The organism is Terriglobia bacterium, from assembly GCA_020073085.1.
In the GTDB taxonomy this organism is placed as follows: domain Bacteria; phylum Acidobacteriota; class Terriglobia; order JAIQFV01; family JAIQFV01; genus JAIQFV01.
The window spans coordinates 1-15,589 of sequence record JAIQFV010000040.1 but is presented as its reverse complement, the minus strand read 5'-3'; the positions used below and the strand labels follow the sequence as shown (position 1 = coordinate 15,589).

Genomic DNA, 15,589 nt, shown 5'->3' with positions numbered 1-15,589 from the left:
GTGAACCGGGGCCGCCATCCCGGCCGAGAGCTCTGCCCGGAAAAGTTGAGTGTGATGCGTATGAGGATCTTATTGGTCGCTTCTGAATGTGTCCCCTTCGCAAAGACGGGTGGGCTGGCGGATGTGATGGGGGCCCTGCCGAAGTTTATTGCAAAAATGGGGCATGAAGTGGATGTCCTGATCCCGCGGTATCGCAAGATCCCCCTCGACCGGCTCTCGAGAGTCGCGCCGGACTTTTCCATTTCGATGAGTGGCCGGCCGAAGACCTGTTCCATTTGGCGGGCCCCGGAGTCGCCTGCCCCGGGCGAGGTGATTTATTTCCTGGACTGCCCGGAATACTTCGACCGCGAGGAGTTTTATGGCGAGAAGGGGGTCGATTATCCGGACAACGCGGAGCGGTTTGCCCTCTTCTCCCGCGCTGCCATTGAATTTGCCCGACGATCTGCGACGCCCCCCGACCTCTTCCACTGTCATGACTGGCAATCGGCTCCGGTCCCGGTGTTTCTGAAGCACGAATCCCGCAACGACCCCTCTTTAAGGAACCTGCGGACTGTCTTTACGATTCATAACATGGGTTATCAGGGTCTCTTCGATGCCGGCGTCATGAAGACGGCCGGACTGCCGGAATCGTCGTTTCATATCGGAGAGCTCGAGTACTATGGAAAGGTGAACTACCTGAAGGGTGGAATTGCGCTGGCCGATGCCATTACCACCGTGAGCCCGAAGTACAGTCGGGAGATTCAAACCCCCGAATTCGGACATGGGCTGGAAGGTGTCGTTCGAAGCCGGGCCGCGAATGTCCAGGGGATCCTCAACGGGATCGATTACGCCGATTGGTCCCCAGCCATTGATCCTTTTATTGTCAAGAAGTACACACCCGAATCCCTGGACGGCAAGCTCGAATGCAAGCTCGATCTGCTCCAGGAGTTTCGCCTCCCGGGACAACTGAATCGTCCCTTGATCGGAATCATCTCGCGGCTGGATGACCAGAAGGGGTTTGATTTGATTTCCGAAGGAATTGAATCGATTCTGGCCATGAACCCGTTATTTGTTGTGTTGGGTTCCGGCAAGCCGAAGTATGAAACCTTGTTGCAGCGCATTGCCGGCACGAACCCCCAGCAGTTTGGTTTGCGGCTGGCGTTTGACAACAAGTTGGCTCATAAAATTGAGGCTGGCGCGGATCTCTTTCTTATGCCCTCGCGGTATGAACCTTGTGGACTGAACCAACTCTATAGTCTAAAATATGGCACCGTTCCTGTGGTTCGCGCCACGGGCGGACTGGATGATACCGTCGAGCCCTATGATCCCTCCACAGGCCGGGGAACCGGATTCAAGTTCCACGAGTACACCGCTTCTGCCATGGCGGCCGCCGTTCACGATGCGTTGGAGGTTTACAAGGACCGTGAGGCATGGCACCGGTTAATGCGCGCGGGGATGACCAAGGATTTCTCCTGGGGTGCCTCGGCCCGTCAGTACGTCAAACTCTACGAATCTTTACTGTCGCGGCGCGCCCCGTAGAGAGAGTTTGGGACGTGGGCCCTTGGGTGCGGGACTTAGTTTCCCCGAGGGGTCCGGGAAGAGGACGATGCGTTGAGTGCAGGTGTTCATCGGAATTCATTGGGAGGAATTCATGTCTGACAACCCTAATATCTTTCACTTCACCGATACGAGTTTTGATGACGAGGTGTTGAAAGCCGAGGTGCCGGTCCTGGTCGACTTCTGGGCTGAATGGTGCGCTCCCTGCCGGATGCTGGCGCCGGCCGTTGAAGCGGTCGCCGATCAATATCAGGGCAAGGTGAAGGTGGGCAAGGTGAACGTGGATGAAAACATGGCGGTCTCGCAGCGGTTTAATGTTCGCGGCATCCCCATGCTCATTCTTTTCAAGGGGGGACAAGTCAAAGATCAGATCGTCGGGAACACGGGCAAAGACAATATCGTCCGAATGCTGGAGCGTCACCTGAATTGAGCGGGGGCGCGCGTGGTGGGCGTTCTCCACGGGAGCAACCGCCGGGGCTCTCCGGGGAGCCATTGGAAGACTCCTTCGATTCGGTCTGGAAGATTCCAACCGGCCCCAGGATCATTTGTTTATTTCCTCCAGATCTCTCGCCACATGACCTTTTTTCCCCGGGGAAGCTCCGTTTGAATACGTGGTGAGTGTCGTGCGCGGGAAACGGCCGACCGTGGAGTGGTCAGAAACGAGGCCTGGAAAATATGGCGAATATGGTGATTGTCGGCGCACAGTGGGGCGACGAGGGAAAAGGGAAGATTGTGGATCTCCTCTGCGACCGCTTTGACGTGGTGGCGCGCTACCAGGGGGGACATAATGCCGGGCACACCGTGAAGATTGGCGACCGGAAGTTCGTCATGCATCTTATCCCCACCGGCATTCTTCACCCCGACAAGGAGTGTGTCATCGGCAACGGCGTTGTCATCGATCCGGAATATCTGCTCAACGAGATCTCACAACTGGAGACCCTGGGGATTTCGTTGCGCGGACGGCTGTTCATCTCGACGCGGGCCCACCTGATATTGCCGTACCACCGCGCCATCGAGGTGGCCACGGAAGCGGCGCTCGGCGACCGGAAAATCGGGACCACCTATCGGGGCATCGGTCCGTGTTACGAAGACAAGGCTGCCCGCACTGGAGTCCGTGTCTGCGACCTCTTTCATCCGGAGGTCCTGCGAGAGCGTATCTTTGAAAACGTCAAAACCAAGAATGCCCTGCTGACGACGCTTTACCAGTCGGAGGGGCTCGATGCTCATGCGATCCTGGATCAGGTCATGGCGCTCATTGAGAGGTTGAAACCTTATGCGACGGACACCTCGGCCTGGCTGGCGGGGGCGATGAAAGCAGGAAAGCGGATCTTGTTTGAAGGCGCTCAGGCCATTCTGCTGGATCTCGACCACGGCACCTATCCGTTCGTCACCTCCTCGAGCGCCGCAGCGGGCGGCGCCTGCACGGGGACCGGCGTCCCTCCGACCCGAATTGATGGAGTCATCGGGGTGGCCAAGGCTTACGCCACACGCGTTGGTGGCGGTCCATTTCCGACAGAGATCAAAACTCCCCTGGGAGAGCAGATCCGTCAGCGGGGCGGCGAATACGGGGCGTCCACCGGAAGGCCCCGGCGCTGTGGGTGGTTTGATGTGCCGGCAGCGCGTTACGCCGGACGCATCAATGGGATCGATGCCTTAGCCATTACCAAGGTCGATGTCCTTGACACCCTGGATGAAATTCCGATCTGCTCGGGATATCGGTACAAGAATTCTGACCTTCGGGAAATGCCATGCGAATCCAGCGTGCTCGAAAATGTCGAACCCGTCTACAAGGTATTTCCAGGGTGGCAGTCTCCCACCTTGGGACTGACCTCGCCTGACGCCCTGCCGCAAAAGGATCGCCATGATTTCGACCGGCCCCGAGCGGAACCAGACCATCCTTTTGAACGAGGCAAAGATTTTTGGACTGATGGTATAAGAGTGATATAATTTTTGCGATTTTACCTACCCCCCTTTGACACTGACAAACGCGAATTAGACGATGTGCAGATCTGACCTTCTTAACCGTTGGGGTTTGAAGCCCATTTTTCATCGAATTGAGAAGCGATCTTCCCATGCACCTGCCATTTGAGAACTCAGTTGAAGGAGCGCAAGGGGAATTTCTGCGCCCTCTGTTGTCGAAGCGCGGAGGTAGCAATGTGTAATGTTCAATCCAACCTAAAATTTCAAGAGGTCACCAGCAGAATACTTCGTGCATTCTTTAAGGAGGTGTATCACAGGCTGGGCTATGGGTTTCTTGAGAAGGTCTACCTAAACGCGATGGCTACGGAACTTCGGCGGGCGGGTCTCAAGGTCGAAAAGCAAGCCAAGATCGACGTTTTTTTCAAAGGAGAAATCGTTGGGGAATACTATGCCGACCTCGTGGTCGAGAACGCGGTGATTGTCGAACTCAAGGCCAAGCGCTGTCTCATGGAAGAGGACGAGGCCCAATTGTTAAACTATCTACGCTCGACCCCCTATGAGGTTGGGCTATTGTTAAACTTCGGTCCGAAACCTGAATTCTGCCGAAAAGTGTTTGATAACGATCGAACGGTGACGAAGACTTGGGAATTGAATGGTAACCATCGAGCATGAATCCCGAGATGAACTGCGGGGATAGATTCTAATCAGGCGAATTGAAAGATTCCGCGCTTTTGATAATTTCTGTCCAATTCTGGGGTAGAATGCACTCACTCAATGTCTTCTCGGTGTTCATTAGTGTTCGTTCGCGTTCCAAACAACAAAAAATGCTATCATCATTGGGATTATTTGCTCGGGTTGGTGCATGATTTCCGTTGACGAAGCCAGACAAAGGGTGATCGACGCCTGCCGTGCGAAGCGGGGCGAACTGGGATCGGAACGGGTGACGCTCGAAGAAGCGCTGGGCCGGGTGCTGGCCGAAGACCTCTGTGCCGACACCGATCAGCCGCCGTTTGACCGGTCTACCAAAGACGGATACGCCCTTCGGAGCGCGGACGTCCAGCACGCCCCCGTGGAATTGCGCGTCGCCGGCGAGAGCAAGGCAGGCGATGCCATTCTTCCCCGGATCGGCGCCGGGGAAGCGGCCCAGGTGATGACCGGGGCTGCCATCCCCCCGGGCGCCGATGCGGTGGTCATGGTGGAGGAGGTTGAATCCCTTGGCCCCGCTCCGGCGAACGTTCGGGGAGACGCCTTCGATTCCGGCAGGATCAGAATCAAAAAGAGTTTGAACGCCGGGACCAATGTCTCCCTCCGCGGCAACGAAGCACGAAAGGGAGATGTGCTGGTACCCCGCGGTCACACCCTCCGGGTTCATGAGATCTCACTCGCCGCGAGTGCGGGTATGACAAGACCCCTGGTGTTCAAGAGACCCCGAGTGGGCATCCTCGCGACCGGCGATGAATTGGTGTCCATAGAGAATGAACCGGGACAGAATCAAATTCGTAATTCGAACAGCTATTCCCTCCTGGCCATGGTCCGCAGGTCGGGGGCCGCGGCACATCTGTTGGGAATTGCTCGGGACGACCTTCAAGATCTCCGGCAGAAGATTCGCGCCGGCCTTGAATCGAGCGATTGCCTGCTGCTGACAGGAGGGGTCTCCGCCGGAAAGTATGATTTTGTGGAGCCAGTGTTGAGGGAATCCGGGGTGGAATTGGGTTTTGATGCGGTGGCCATCCGGCCGGGGAAGCCGGCCGTCTTCGGGACGCGGGGACATCAATTCGTCTTTGCGCTTCCTGGGAATCCGGTGTCGGCCATCGTCACTTATCATCTCTTCGTGGAGCCGCTGCTCAAGATGCTTTCAGGGGAAGAGGCCGGCGAGCCTTCGATCTTGAATGCGCGACTTGAAAATTCATTCAAACAACCCACCGGAAGACGCGGCTATCTGCCCGCCCATTTCGAAATCCGGAAGGGTGACGTTCATGTAAGAACAGTTCGATGGAGAGGCTCCTCTGATCTTGCCGGCCTGGCGCGTTCGAATTGCTTTTTGATTGCACCGGAGCAGCAGGCAGAGTTCACTGAGAAAGACAGTGTGAAAATCCTGGTGCCTTCCTTCTGAACAGAGGGCTCCGTCTTCAAGTTGCGGGAACCGATTCTTACCATGCCCAAGAAACTTTCCCATTACGATGCTCGAGGCCAGGCCCACATGGTGGAGGTCGGCCAGAAACCTGTGACGCTCCGCACAGCGCGGGCGCACGGGTTTATTAAGATCTCCCGCGCTGCACTCTCAGCTATCCGCGGCTTGAGGACTCCCAAAGGGAATCCTCTGGAGGTGGCCCGGATTGCGGGAATCCTGGCTGCCAAGCGGACTCCGGACCTGATTCCCATGTGCCATCCGCTGTTTTTGACCCGGGTCGACGTCCAATGTCGATTTCAAAAGCGCGGAATTGAAATCGAGAGCTCCGCCACGACCAAGAGCGAAACCGGGGTGGAGATGGAAGCGCTCACGGCCGCGTCGGTGGCGGCGCTGACGCTTTATGACATGTGCAAGGCCGTCGATCGATCCATGGAGATCGGAGAAATCCACCTCATCGAGAAGCGTGGGGGACGCAGCGGAGTTTACCGCCGGGCGGCTCCCAGAAAATGAAGGGCTTGGTCTGAAGGAAGGTAAGGGTGTCAGAAGGCCTGGAACCCCCTGATCGCCGCAGGCGGGACGGACCGGTTGATCCACGGGCGCTTCTGGAACTTCAATCACAGGACAAACTCATGTCACGAGCAAAAGTTTTGCTGGCCGATGATAACTCCTCGATTGTCCGGATTCTCCATTCCATCCTGCAGGGTCTGGGCTGCGATGTGAGCACGGCCTCGGATGGGGCCGATGCCCTCCTCAAGGTGCGGGATTCGCATCCTGATGTGGTGGTGGCCGATTTCTCCATGCCGATCATGGATGGAATCCAGCTCTTTCGAAAGCTCCAGGAGTATCCCGCGCATCGCGATGTGCCGTTCGTGTTGCTGGCCACGCGGGCGGAATATGAGCAGAAAATCCGGCCCCTCGACCTGGTCCCCGACGAAATCATCGAAAAGCCTTTCTTTGCGGCCGATGCCCGCCAACGGCTGAAGACTATTCTCTCCCGCATGCAGCAGCACCGCCTGGAGTCGATGTCGGTCGAAGATGGGGCGATTGGCGGACGCCTCGCCGATATGGGTCCGGTCGACCTCATTCAAGTTCTGGAGATCGGGCGGAAGACCGGGGCCCTCTCCCTGGCGCGGCAGGGGGAGTCCGCCGTGCTCTATTTTCGCGAAGGTCAGATCTATGACGCGGAATCCGGCGACCTCCGGGGCGACCCGGCCGTGTACCGCATTCTGACCTGGGGGGATGGCGACTTCAAGATCCAGTTCGGGGCCGAATCGAAACAGCAAAGCGTCCAGAACTCCACGCAGGGCCTGCTCATGGAGGGCATGCGCCAGCTCGATGAGGGGAAACGCTAGAGATTGCCCTTTACCCCGGCGATGGTCCCCCGAGGGGAGGGCATTCAAGCGGGCCCGAGGATCCCGGACGACTCCATTATCCCGGCCAGATTATCGCTGCATTCATTTCTCATGAGTCTTACACGACACGCCGCCGTCATCACCATCAGCGATTCAGTTGCCGTGGGCACGCGGCCGGATCTCTCGGGCGCCGCCGCGAAGGAGAAACTCGAGAAACTCGGGTATGAAGTCGTCTTGACCGAAGTGGTTCCGGACGAAATCAACCGGATTGCGGATCGACTGAAGGCCATTGCCGACGCTCATACCATTGACCTGGTCGTCACCACCGGCGGGACGGGCCTGGGCCCGCGGGATGTGACGCCGGAGGCCACTCAGGCAGTCATCGACAAGAGCGTCCCGGGACTGGCCGAGCTGATGCGGGCCGAATCCAGTCGCCACACCCGCTTCGCGTTCCTATCGCGCGCCTTGGTCGGGGTCCGGGGCGAAACGCTTATCGTAAATTTGCCCGGGAGCCCGAAGGGAGTGGTCGAGTGTTTCGACGCCATCCAGGATCTGCTCCCGCATGCGCTGAACCTCATCCACGGCAAGACCAAACATTGAAGGTGGGGCAGACGTCTCGTCTGCCCCCTCAGCGAGGCGGGCTTTTCTTCTTTCCGCCATCCTAAAGAAGTCCCATCCGGGGCAGATTAGGCTGTGTGCCCCACATTTCAGTTTGCCTAATCCCGGTGAAAAGAATTAGAATGACAAACTTGTGTCTGCGGGTTGGATGCTCTATCCGAAAGGACCCTGGATGCCCAAGAATTATGTTCCCATCCTGATGTTCATGGCACTCGGCTTTCTCTTTCCCGTCGTCACCATCGCCATACTCCGGCTGATTCGACCGAGCGATCCCCATAAGGCGAAACTCAGTCCATACGAATGCGGTGTCGATCCCGTCTATCAGCCCCGCGAGCGATACACGGTGCGGTACTATATTGTCGCGATCCTGTTCGTCGTCTTCGACGTGGAGACCGTGTTCCTTTTTCCCTGGGCCATTCGATACGACGTCCTGGGCCTCTTTGGATTAGTGGAAATGCTCGTGTTCCTGGGTATCCTGGTAGTGGGTTTTATCTGGCTATGGAAACAAGGCGCGTTGGAATGGGTATAGCGTCGGGGCGCGGGCGATCGCGGGCCGGGAGGTTTTCATTCCCGATCGAAGAAAATTGAGGTTATTGATCGCATGGATCCGTATTCTTTTGTAGACCCTTCAGCGGAAAGAAACTTCCTGGTGACGACGGTCGACCAGGTCGTGAATTGGGCGCGCCGATCGGCCCTTTGGCCGATGACCTTCGGGCTGGCCTGTTGTGCCATTGAAATGATGGCCACGGGCGCCAGCCGCTTCGACATCGCGCGCTTTGGCGCCGAGGTTTTTCGCCCTTCACCGCGCCAGTCTGACCTGATGATCGTGGCGGGAACGGTGGCCTTGAAGATGGGTCCGGTGCTGCGCCGCGTCTGGGACCAGATGCCGGACCCCAAGTGGTGCATCTCCATGGGCGCCTGCTCCAGCTGCGGAGGCCCCTTTCCGACTTACGCCGTGTTGCAGGGGGTCGACCGCATTGTTCCTGTCGATGTCTATATCCCCGGCTGTCCGCCGCGCCCGGAGGCATTGCTCTACGGCATCATGCGCCTGCAGGATAAGATCGACAAGATGACCATGATGGGCCAGATCAAAAAGCCCCCCACAGCGCTTCGCCTGGACCGGGATTACATGCCCACCGCGAAGTGAAGTCATCTCGGTAGGAAAATTCTCAACCCGTGGATGACGCTCCGGATGTCCTGCCAGGATCCGGAGCGTTTTGTTTTTAGCGAGGAGGCGTGGCGGATCGAGGCAGGCGCCCCCCGCCCGTTTGACAGAAATGAAATCCGAGTATGCCCCCCCTTCGAGTTGAAGAATCCTTCAACTACGTCACTTTCTTGTAACAAACCTTAGGTTCAATGTACGTTGCGGCACAATCGGTCGTCCCGGGTTCGGCGGGATTGTGATGGGCGACACATAGCTATCTAGTGTTCAGGGTATAGACTTAGAGCTGTCGCAGATTCTGGAGACGGGCGACATGCCTGAACTTCTCCGGGGTTGAAAAGTGACAACTGGCCGCCGATCGCATGGCTCCAGACGGTGAATTACGCCCTGGCGACATGAAACGGCGCGCGAAGACGGCCCAGAATCCATTCGAAAGGGGGTGAGACCATGCATCGTGAGGAAATCGAGTTGCGAATTATGGCCGAAAAACTTAAGGCCCAGCAGGAAGAATTCATGAAGAGATCCCTGGAGTACTTTCTATCGAATTCGGCGGCGGACATACTGTCCAGACTGACCCCGACCGAAGAATCGGTATTTCCGTTTGCTCAGGTACCGCTGGAGCAGGCCAACGTGGAAACATTCACGCAGCGCGATGCGAAGCGAAAGCCGTGAATCAGAATGCGTTGTCTTCCCGGACTGGCGGCTTCGGATCTTCCGGAATGGAGAAAACCCACGAGAATAAAAGTCCTGAAAAAGCCCGGAAAGAAAATGGACTGGCTGGATGTGACGGGCGACCGTCAATTGGATTGTGAACGGGTGTGTGACCAGCGTCCAGAAAGGGCATCGGAACAAGCGACGCATGGAGATTAGCGTGCACCCAAATAGATCAAACCTGGGACGAAGGAGGAATAGAAGCGGATGATAAACGTCCCACCCCTCCTCAGGTCCCGGCTGGACACACCGCCAAAACGGTGGTCTGCCGCTTTCGACCTGGCCGGAACGCAGCCCGTACGAGAAATCTCCCAATCATTTCTGACCTCGGCGGAACACGAGAATCCGGCCCATCGACGGATCGATTTCCTGAGCCCGAGCCAGGGCGCCCGAGGTACAAGAAGCAACCTCGCAATACAGTGTGCGATTGCCCTGCGCCCCCCTTCATCCACCAACTCCCATAGTCCTCGCTGTTAGCACTCCCCGGGACCTCCCCCGCAGTTTGAATCGACCCTCTTGCAAGAAAAACATTACGTTCACCCACGTGAGGTGACTGCCGCCGTCAAAGCACTTTGGAGTGCGGCCCGCCGCGGGGCACCCCGCATCCCAAAAACAATTGACATTTATATAAATAGTTATATAGTGAACCCATGAGCCTGGATCACATTTTGCTTGGACTCCTCCGCCAGCCGGCGAGCGGGTACGACTTGAAAAAGGTGTTTGACGAGCGGATCGAGTACTTTTGGGCCGCCGAACTGAGCCAGATCTACCCCACCCTCAAACGGATTGAAAAACGCGGCTGGGTCCGCGGTCGCCAGGCCGTCTCCAGCCGGGGGCCGGGGCGGCGCGTTTACGAGACCACGCCGGCGGGCCGCCAAGCACTCCGGGACTGGCTCGCCCGGGGGCCGGAGATCGGGGACGAACGATTTGCCTACCTGGCGCAGATTTATTTGATGGACGAGTTGGGTGATTTGAAGCAGACCCTGCGATTCTTCACCGTTCTGCGGGATGACTTTGTGCGGAAGCTGGAGGCCTTGCGCCAGTTGGAGCGTTACTGGGCGGAGGCCGACCCGCGCTACCCCGATGCGCTGCCCTCGCCGGATTTCCACGTTCAGCTCACCCTGCGCATGGGACTCGTCTCCCTGGGGGGCCACGTGAAATCGTGTGATGAGTCCATCCGGAGAGTGCGTGCACGCATGGAAAGAGAAAAACACGCTCCAGTACAAATTCCCAAAGCATCCGGAGGCAAGGCCGTTCACTCTTCCCCCGGCCGTGGATCCATTCGACAGTCAGCAAATCGGCAACGCGGAAAATCCCGAGCCAAACGTTAAGGAGAGCCCATGACCACCGACGCCATTGAACCTTCACGCCCCACGCGCGACCGTCCCCTGGTCGCATCCTTGCGACATACGCTGATATTTCTTCTGATTCAGGTGGGGTTGGCCGCCGGTGGGGCGTACATGCAACACCGGCCAGGCCCCGGCTCGAGCGCGACGCCGGAGCATCCTGCCATGGCTTCGGTCTACGTATTTATGATTGTCCTCGAGTGGGCCCTGGTCTACTACGTTTGGGCGGGGCTGCACCACCAGAAGAGGATTGGGCTCCTTGAACTCGCCGGGGGAAGATGGAAAAGCTGGAAAGACGTCCTGGTTGACCTCGTTATTGCCGTGCCTTTCTGGTTTGTCTGGGAAGAGGCGGCCCAGTTGATGCACAACGTGCTGGGGGCGAGTCATGCGAAACCCATCGACGCCCTTCTCCCTCAAGGGGCCCTGGAGATCCTGCTGTGGTGCGTCTTGTCGGTATCGGCGGGTTTCTGTGAGGAGATCGTTTTTCGGGGCTACTTTCAGAAGCAGTTTCAGGCGTTGACGGGCAGCCTCGTGGTGGCCGTGCTGGCACAGGCCGTTGTCTTCGGAATCGGTCACGCGTATCAGGGGACGAAACAGGTCGTGGTCATCACCGGGCTCGGCGTCCTGTATGGAGTGCTCGCCGCCTGGCGCAAGAACCTGCGGCCCGGCATGCTTGCCCATGCCTGGTCAGACGTTTATGGCGGATGGATGTTTAAACTGCTGACGAAATAAGACAATTGAAGAATGCCGGGATGAACAGAATGATCTCCTCTTCCCGGGTACGCTTCTATCAAAGCCATTGCACCATTTACCCTCCGCTTCAAGCGATATGTCTCCGCACATAGACAGCTGTGGTATTTGAAGAGTGCCAAGGAAAATTGAGAAGCTCTAGTCCGATTCATCGGAGTTGATTATGTACAGCCCGCCGGTTCACCGGCGGGTAGCTGAGAGGTACAACGAATTAGCCCGGTTCACCGGGCTTTCTTTCAAGCCCCAACCGCCCACGAAGGAGCCGTCGAAGCTTCCCTTGAATGCGAAATTCTCTGTGTCTGTATTCCAGCGGTATGATCGAGGGAAGATGATGTGCGACGCATTCGAGGGCGTCGATAAACACATCTCGAGTAATTTGAAAGTGCTTTCCGTCGATATCAGGTAGACACGCGGCCAATTCCTCTCGGTCCTTTTGAATCCTGATGTCGAATAATCGGTTCATACGACGAATTGCGCTCCAAACGGGCTACTCCTGAACTTTCACCAGGTTTCCATACACTTTCCCTACCTTCACCTTCATTTCAAACTTCACCGGCAGATGGCGCTCGTCCTCCGTAAACCAGATGTAGAACGACCCCTTCTGCCTGAACAGCCCGCCAAAGAAAGATTGCACTTCAACTTTTTGGGTTGAAAAAAAGCCGGCCTCATTCTTGATATATTCCTTCCGAATCGGTTTGAGCGTGACTTCCTGGGTCCGGCCATTGTCGGTGAGGAGGATTCGATAGACTCCGCCTGTTTCGAGGGGGAATAGGCGGGCGCGATAAAGCGCCCCCAGCAGATCTGTGGGACAGACCGGAAAGTCCTTGATCGTCTCGTTCCGAAGGGTCTTGGCGGGTTCCACGGAGATATCCTTTTCAAGGACCCGCGCGGTCTTCTTCTCCTTGTCGATTTGGACTTCAACCTCCCGATGACGTTTTCCTTCGTGAGTCCGCTTGAACATGCGGAGCGTGCACAGATCCATGCCCTGGCTGGTGGAATCAAAAATGTCGTTTACTTTGAGCAGCGAAGACGTCGAGATGGCAGAACCTTGAAAGCGATGAAGGAGGTTGCCGCTTTCAGCCTCCCTTTGCTTGACACTAAATACAAGTTTGCCGGCAGTGACTTCGGGTAAGAAGAACATCCATCCAGGAGGGTCCCATTTGGCGACGTATTCGAGCCGTTCCTGGCCCGAGAAAGGGAATTTGTCGGAGGCGGGGAAGTGGGATGGGCAAGAGACGAGCATCCCGATCATGACGAGACAGCGTGTCACGCGGAGGCGCCCTCTTTCACGCCCCCCTGAGGGGGTTGGAAACCAACGAAGTCCATTCGAGATTCGCCGCAACCCCTTCAAGTCGATGTTGGAGAATTTCTTTCGAAGCACGCCATATGTTAACATGCTTTGTTTGAGTGAATCGCCGCGAAAAGGGTTTCACAGGACAGTCATGGAAGTGGTGTACGGAATTCATGCTGTTGAGACGCTGCTGCGTTCCCGCAGCCGTCCCGTTGAGCGATTGCACGTGGCCCAGGGAATGCGGTCAACCCGCCTTCAGGAGATTCTCGGCCTGGCGCGGGATCAAGATGTAGCGCTAAGGTTTGAGAAGAATTTTGCACTCGACCGATTGGCACAGTCGAAAGCGCATCAGGGTGTGGTGGCGGTTTGTGGGACCAAAAAGTACGCCTCCCTGGAGGACGTGCTCGCCTCGAGGGGCGATCCCGCCTTTTTTGTGGTGCTGGACCAGGTCGAAGACCCCCACAACCTGGGCGCCGTGGTCCGCACCGCGGCCTGCGCGGGCGCAGACGGCGTCATCATCACCGAACGGCGTGCAGTGGGGCTCACGCCCGCGGTCGCGAAGGCCGCGTCGGGGGCGCTGGAACTGGTGCCTGTGGTTCGCGCCGGCAATCTCGTTCAAACGCTGGAAGCGCTCAAAAAGTCCAATATCTGGATCATCGGGGTTGAAGCCGATGCGAAGATGGAATGGACTGACGTGGACCTCACCCTGCCGGTCGCCCTGGTCCTTGGGAGCGAAGGCGAAGGGATACGCCGCCTCGTGCGGGAACACTGTGATTGGACGGTGTCGTTGCCCCTCGAACGGACCGGGGTCATCGCATCACTGAACGTGTCGGTGGCTGCCGGTATCCTGATGTATGAGGTCGTGCGACAGCGGCGGGGGAAGAAGAGCCAGAGTCCCCTCCCGGCTTCCGCTGTGTAAGGGAGGCATGATCCTCCAAAATTGTTGTTTACAAGAAATCTTTGTGTATGGTAATTTATTTGCTTTGTCCCTACCCACGGAGAGGTGTCGGTAGGGGGGCGGACGAAGATCAGGGTGGTCGAGCGCTCGCGATGAGTTGGAGTTGACTGCTGGCGTAGCTCAGCTGGTAGAGCATCTGATTTGTAATCAGAGGGTCGGGGGTTCAAATCCCTTCGCCAGCTCCAAGTTTTCGCGAGCGATTTGGGCGACAGACACATTGGCTTGATGGGTGATGGATTGAAAGGCCCCTGCCGATTTTTTTTCGAAGGGTGGGCGGCTGACTATTTTCCTCGTGCGGCGGTAACGGTCGTTACGCTTTGGTTTTTGAAGAAGCACGTTTTGTGGCATCGAGTGCCTTACTTCTTAAGAGCCCTCACAGGGATTGATCACCTTTTTTTGTCGAACCCATTCCCAAGTTGTTTGGACCTCATCACCCCACGTCTGTTCTTGTCCGAGCGATTGGTAAAGAGTTGTTGTGTCGGAGCGGCACTTTCGGACCGAGGGGACAGGTGGCCGAGTGGTTAATGGCAGCAGACTGTAAATCTGCCGCTCTCTGGAGCTACGGAGGTTCGAATCCTCCCCTGTCCACCAGCCTTAGGATTGCGGAGTTCGGATTCGGGATTGCGGAGTGAGGGGCGGGGATTGGGAGTCAGTGAAGCATTGCGGGAGTAACTCAGTTGGTAGAGTCACAGCCTTCCAAGCTGTTGGTCGCGGGTTCGAGTCCCGTCTCCCGCTCCAGGATTTGAAGTAGAGACGACCCGCGGGGCGTCCAGGGAATTTGGATGACGGTTGAATCGGCGGTAATCGGGCCGCAGTAGCTCAGTCGGTAGAGCGCGTCCTTGGTAAGGACGAGGTCACCAGTTCAATCCTGGTCTGCGGCTCCAGGGATTAGATTTATGGCGAAAAATTATGATGTGCTTCTTCTCGGATCGGGCGCGTCCATCGAGGAGATCGAGCGCGCATATTCTGCACCGGCGAGCGAGTTGCCCATACTCAGTGAAGAGGAAGTAGCCCGAGCAAAGGTTGCAAGAGTCCCTTTGGATGAGTATCGGCGGAGTGTTTTGGCTGAGAGATACCACAGCAATTACATTAGAAAGGTCATTGATAAAGTTGTAGCTTTCCTTCAAGAGGAGATCTTGAGCCGCGGTGGTAAGTGTAAGGTTTCTAGGGTTATTTGGGAACCTAGCCGCGATCCACTTGGGTTTTTCGTTTTCCGCATTTTTTTTCAGGTCAATGGTCAAAATTTTGCTTTGCTAGTTTCTTATGAAGATGCTGAGGATTACGCAGATTCTCAGGATGCAGTCGCTGCTCGAAACATCCGGGATTCCATTTCGAAAATATTGGATGACGGCCGCACGGAGAGCAGGTGATGGACATTGGTTTGGACGTCTCGATTTACCTGAGTGAATCTGGTCTTAGGAAACTGCGCGGGATTCTTGGCAGAGATCGGGCAAGAAGGAACCCAATCCATTGCTACATTTCGGATAAGCGAGCGAGCGTTGCGATGAACTTGGGTGCTGAAGGGGGGATTTGGGTCTATCTTCCAGTCTCGAGAGAGTACGTTTTCATAAAGTTGAGTTTTATTGATGCGATCCAGTTAGTTAGACCCAGCAAGCATTTTGGTTTGGTCCAATGAATTCCTAAGACTTTGAGGATGCCAGATATCCATTAAGGAGAGACCGCCATGGCGAAGGAGAAATTTGATCGATCCAAGCCGCACGTGAACATTGGGACGATCGGGCACATTGATCACGGGAAGACGACGTTGACCTCGGCGATCACGAAGGTGCTGCAGAAGCACAATCCGAAGGTGC

17 protein-coding genes, 4 tRNA genes and 1 pseudogene are annotated in these 15,589 nt (G+C 56.6%); 21 read left to right on the top strand and 1 reads right to left on the bottom strand.

Going from position 1 to position 15,589, the window contains the following annotated elements; translation table 11 throughout:
* Positions 1–60: 60 nt before the first annotated feature.
* The 14 genes and pseudogenes from glgA (at position 61) to LAO21_21620 (ending at position 11,932) form a co-directional block, all read left to right on the top strand.
* Positions 61–1,518, top strand: a complete 1,458-nt coding sequence (gene glgA / locus LAO21_21685; GenBank protein MBZ5555328.1) for a glycogen synthase GlgA — start codon at positions 61–63, stop codon at positions 1,516–1,518.
* 112 nt (positions 1,519–1,630) lie between these two features.
* Positions 1,631–1,966 carry a thioredoxin gene (gene trxA / locus LAO21_21680; GenBank protein ID MBZ5555327.1) on the top strand — a complete coding sequence of 112 codons (336 nt, stop codon included), beginning with the start codon at positions 1,631–1,633 and terminating at the stop codon, positions 1,964–1,966.
* A gap of 245 nt (positions 1,967–2,211) precedes the next feature.
* Positions 2,212–3,472: pseudogene (locus tag LAO21_21675) on the top strand (adenylosuccinate synthase).
* A 218-nt stretch (positions 3,473–3,690) separates the two neighbouring features.
* Complete coding sequence (locus LAO21_21670; protein ID MBZ5555326.1) at positions 3,691–4,128, top strand: GxxExxY protein; 438 nt, start codon at positions 3,691–3,693, stop codon at positions 4,126–4,128.
* A 190-nt stretch (positions 4,129–4,318) separates the two neighbouring features.
* Entirely contained in the window at positions 4,319–5,569 is a 1,251-nt protein-coding gene (locus LAO21_21665) for a molybdopterin molybdotransferase MoeA (protein ID MBZ5555325.1), read from the top strand.
* Positions 5,570–5,611: 42 nt separating this feature from the next.
* Positions 5,612–6,097: a cyclic pyranopterin monophosphate synthase MoaC gene (gene moaC, locus LAO21_21660; GenBank protein MBZ5555324.1), complete on the top strand. Its 486-nt coding sequence runs from the start codon at positions 5,612–5,614 to the stop codon at positions 6,095–6,097.
* Between the two features lie 119 nt (positions 6,098–6,216).
* Positions 6,217–6,939 carry a response regulator gene (locus LAO21_21655; protein ID MBZ5555323.1) on the top strand — a complete coding sequence of 241 codons (723 nt, stop codon included), beginning with the start codon at positions 6,217–6,219 and terminating at the stop codon, positions 6,937–6,939.
* Between the two features lie 111 nt (positions 6,940–7,050).
* Complete coding sequence (locus LAO21_21650; GenBank protein MBZ5555322.1) at positions 7,051–7,539, top strand: MogA/MoaB family molybdenum cofactor biosynthesis protein; 489 nt, start codon at positions 7,051–7,053, stop codon at positions 7,537–7,539.
* Positions 7,540–7,729: 190 nt separating this feature from the next.
* A complete protein-coding gene (locus LAO21_21645; GenBank protein ID MBZ5555321.1) occupies positions 7,730–8,086 on the top strand; it encodes an NADH-quinone oxidoreductase subunit A in 357 nt (118 codons plus the stop codon).
* A 72-nt stretch (positions 8,087–8,158) separates the two neighbouring features.
* A complete protein-coding gene (gene nuoB / locus LAO21_21640; protein ID MBZ5555320.1) occupies positions 8,159–8,704 on the top strand; it encodes an NADH-quinone oxidoreductase subunit NuoB in 546 nt (181 codons plus the stop codon).
* Positions 8,705–9,166: 462 nt separating this feature from the next.
* On the top strand, positions 9,167–9,391 hold the full coding sequence (locus tag LAO21_21635) for a hypothetical protein (GenBank protein ID MBZ5555319.1): 225 nt from the start codon (positions 9,167–9,169) through the stop codon (positions 9,389–9,391).
* Between the two features lie 689 nt (positions 9,392–10,080).
* Positions 10,081–10,761 carry a PadR family transcriptional regulator gene (locus tag LAO21_21630; protein MBZ5555318.1) on the top strand — a complete coding sequence of 227 codons (681 nt, stop codon included), beginning with the start codon at positions 10,081–10,083 and terminating at the stop codon, positions 10,759–10,761.
* A 9-nt stretch (positions 10,762–10,770) separates the two neighbouring features.
* Complete coding sequence (locus LAO21_21625; GenBank protein ID MBZ5555317.1) at positions 10,771–11,508, top strand: CPBP family intramembrane metalloprotease; 738 nt, start codon at positions 10,771–10,773, stop codon at positions 11,506–11,508.
* 181 nt (positions 11,509–11,689) lie between these two features.
* Entirely contained in the window at positions 11,690–11,932 is a 243-nt protein-coding gene (locus LAO21_21620) for a hypothetical protein (protein ID MBZ5555316.1), read from the top strand.
* A gap of 81 nt (positions 11,933–12,013) precedes the next feature.
* Here the strand turns inward: LAO21_21620 and LAO21_21615 are convergent, their stop codons facing one another.
* A complete protein-coding gene (locus tag LAO21_21615; protein ID MBZ5555315.1) occupies positions 12,014–12,922 on the bottom strand; it encodes a DUF3108 domain-containing protein in 909 nt (302 codons plus the stop codon).
* 46 nt (positions 12,923–12,968) lie between these two features.
* Here LAO21_21615 and rlmB point away from each other — a divergent pair, with 46 nt between their 5' ends.
* The 7 genes from rlmB to tuf form a co-directional block, all read left to right on the top strand.
* On the top strand, positions 12,969–13,736 hold the full coding sequence (gene rlmB / locus LAO21_21610; GenBank protein ID MBZ5555314.1) for a 23S rRNA (guanosine(2251)-2'-O)-methyltransferase RlmB: 768 nt from the start codon (positions 12,969–12,971) through the stop codon (positions 13,734–13,736).
* Between the two features lie 148 nt (positions 13,737–13,884).
* A tRNA-Thr gene (locus LAO21_21605) sits at positions 13,885–13,960 on the top strand.
* A gap of 318 nt (positions 13,961–14,278) precedes the next feature.
* A tRNA-Tyr gene (locus LAO21_21600) sits at positions 14,279–14,366 on the top strand.
* Positions 14,367–14,437: 71 nt separating this feature from the next.
* Positions 14,438–14,513 (top strand) — tRNA-Gly (locus LAO21_21595).
* 70 nt (positions 14,514–14,583) lie between these two features.
* A tRNA-Thr gene (locus tag LAO21_21590) sits at positions 14,584–14,659 on the top strand.
* Positions 14,660–14,671: 12 nt separating this feature from the next.
* Positions 14,672–15,145: a hypothetical protein gene (locus LAO21_21585; protein MBZ5555313.1), complete on the top strand. Its 474-nt coding sequence runs from the start codon at positions 14,672–14,674 to the stop codon at positions 15,143–15,145.
* Positions 15,146–15,459: 314 nt separating this feature from the next.
* A partial coding sequence (gene tuf, locus LAO21_21580) for an elongation factor Tu (protein ID MBZ5555312.1) occupies positions 15,460–15,589 on the top strand: 130 nt, incomplete at its 3' end.

What these genes read in the sequence shown, in the direction of transcription:
- glgA (MBZ5555328.1), top strand. Translation starts at nt 61, where the DNA reads ATGAGGATCTTATTGGTCGCTTCTGAATGTGTCCCCTTCGCAAAGACG.
- trxA (MBZ5555327.1), top strand. Translation starts at nt 1,631, where the DNA reads ATGTCTGACAACCCTAATATCTTTCACTTCACCGATACGAGTTTTGAT.
- LAO21_21670 (MBZ5555326.1), top strand. Translation starts at nt 3,691, where the DNA reads ATGTGTAATGTTCAATCCAACCTAAAATTTCAAGAGGTCACCAGCAGA.
- LAO21_21665 (MBZ5555325.1), top strand. Translation starts at nt 4,319, where the DNA reads ATGATTTCCGTTGACGAAGCCAGACAAAGGGTGATCGACGCCTGCCGT.
- moaC (MBZ5555324.1), top strand. Translation starts at nt 5,612, where the DNA reads ATGCCCAAGAAACTTTCCCATTACGATGCTCGAGGCCAGGCCCACATG.
- LAO21_21655 (MBZ5555323.1), top strand. Translation starts at nt 6,217, where the DNA reads ATGTCACGAGCAAAAGTTTTGCTGGCCGATGATAACTCCTCGATTGTC.
- LAO21_21650 (MBZ5555322.1), top strand. Translation starts at nt 7,051, where the DNA reads ATGAGTCTTACACGACACGCCGCCGTCATCACCATCAGCGATTCAGTT.
- LAO21_21645 (MBZ5555321.1), top strand. Translation starts at nt 7,730, where the DNA reads ATGCCCAAGAATTATGTTCCCATCCTGATGTTCATGGCACTCGGCTTT.
- nuoB (MBZ5555320.1), top strand. Translation starts at nt 8,159, where the DNA reads ATGGATCCGTATTCTTTTGTAGACCCTTCAGCGGAAAGAAACTTCCTG.
- LAO21_21635 (MBZ5555319.1), top strand. Translation starts at nt 9,167, where the DNA reads ATGCATCGTGAGGAAATCGAGTTGCGAATTATGGCCGAAAAACTTAAG.
- LAO21_21630 (MBZ5555318.1), top strand. Translation starts at nt 10,081, where the DNA reads ATGAGCCTGGATCACATTTTGCTTGGACTCCTCCGCCAGCCGGCGAGC.
- LAO21_21625 (MBZ5555317.1), top strand. Translation starts at nt 10,771, where the DNA reads ATGACCACCGACGCCATTGAACCTTCACGCCCCACGCGCGACCGTCCC.
- LAO21_21620 (MBZ5555316.1), top strand. Translation starts at nt 11,690, where the DNA reads ATGTACAGCCCGCCGGTTCACCGGCGGGTAGCTGAGAGGTACAACGAA.
- LAO21_21615 (MBZ5555315.1), bottom strand. Translation starts at nt 12,922, where the DNA reads ATGTTAACATATGGCGTGCTTCGAAAGAAATTCTCCAACATCGACTTG.
- rlmB (MBZ5555314.1), top strand. Translation starts at nt 12,969, where the DNA reads ATGGAAGTGGTGTACGGAATTCATGCTGTTGAGACGCTGCTGCGTTCC.
- LAO21_21585 (MBZ5555313.1), top strand. Translation starts at nt 14,672, where the DNA reads ATGGCGAAAAATTATGATGTGCTTCTTCTCGGATCGGGCGCGTCCATC.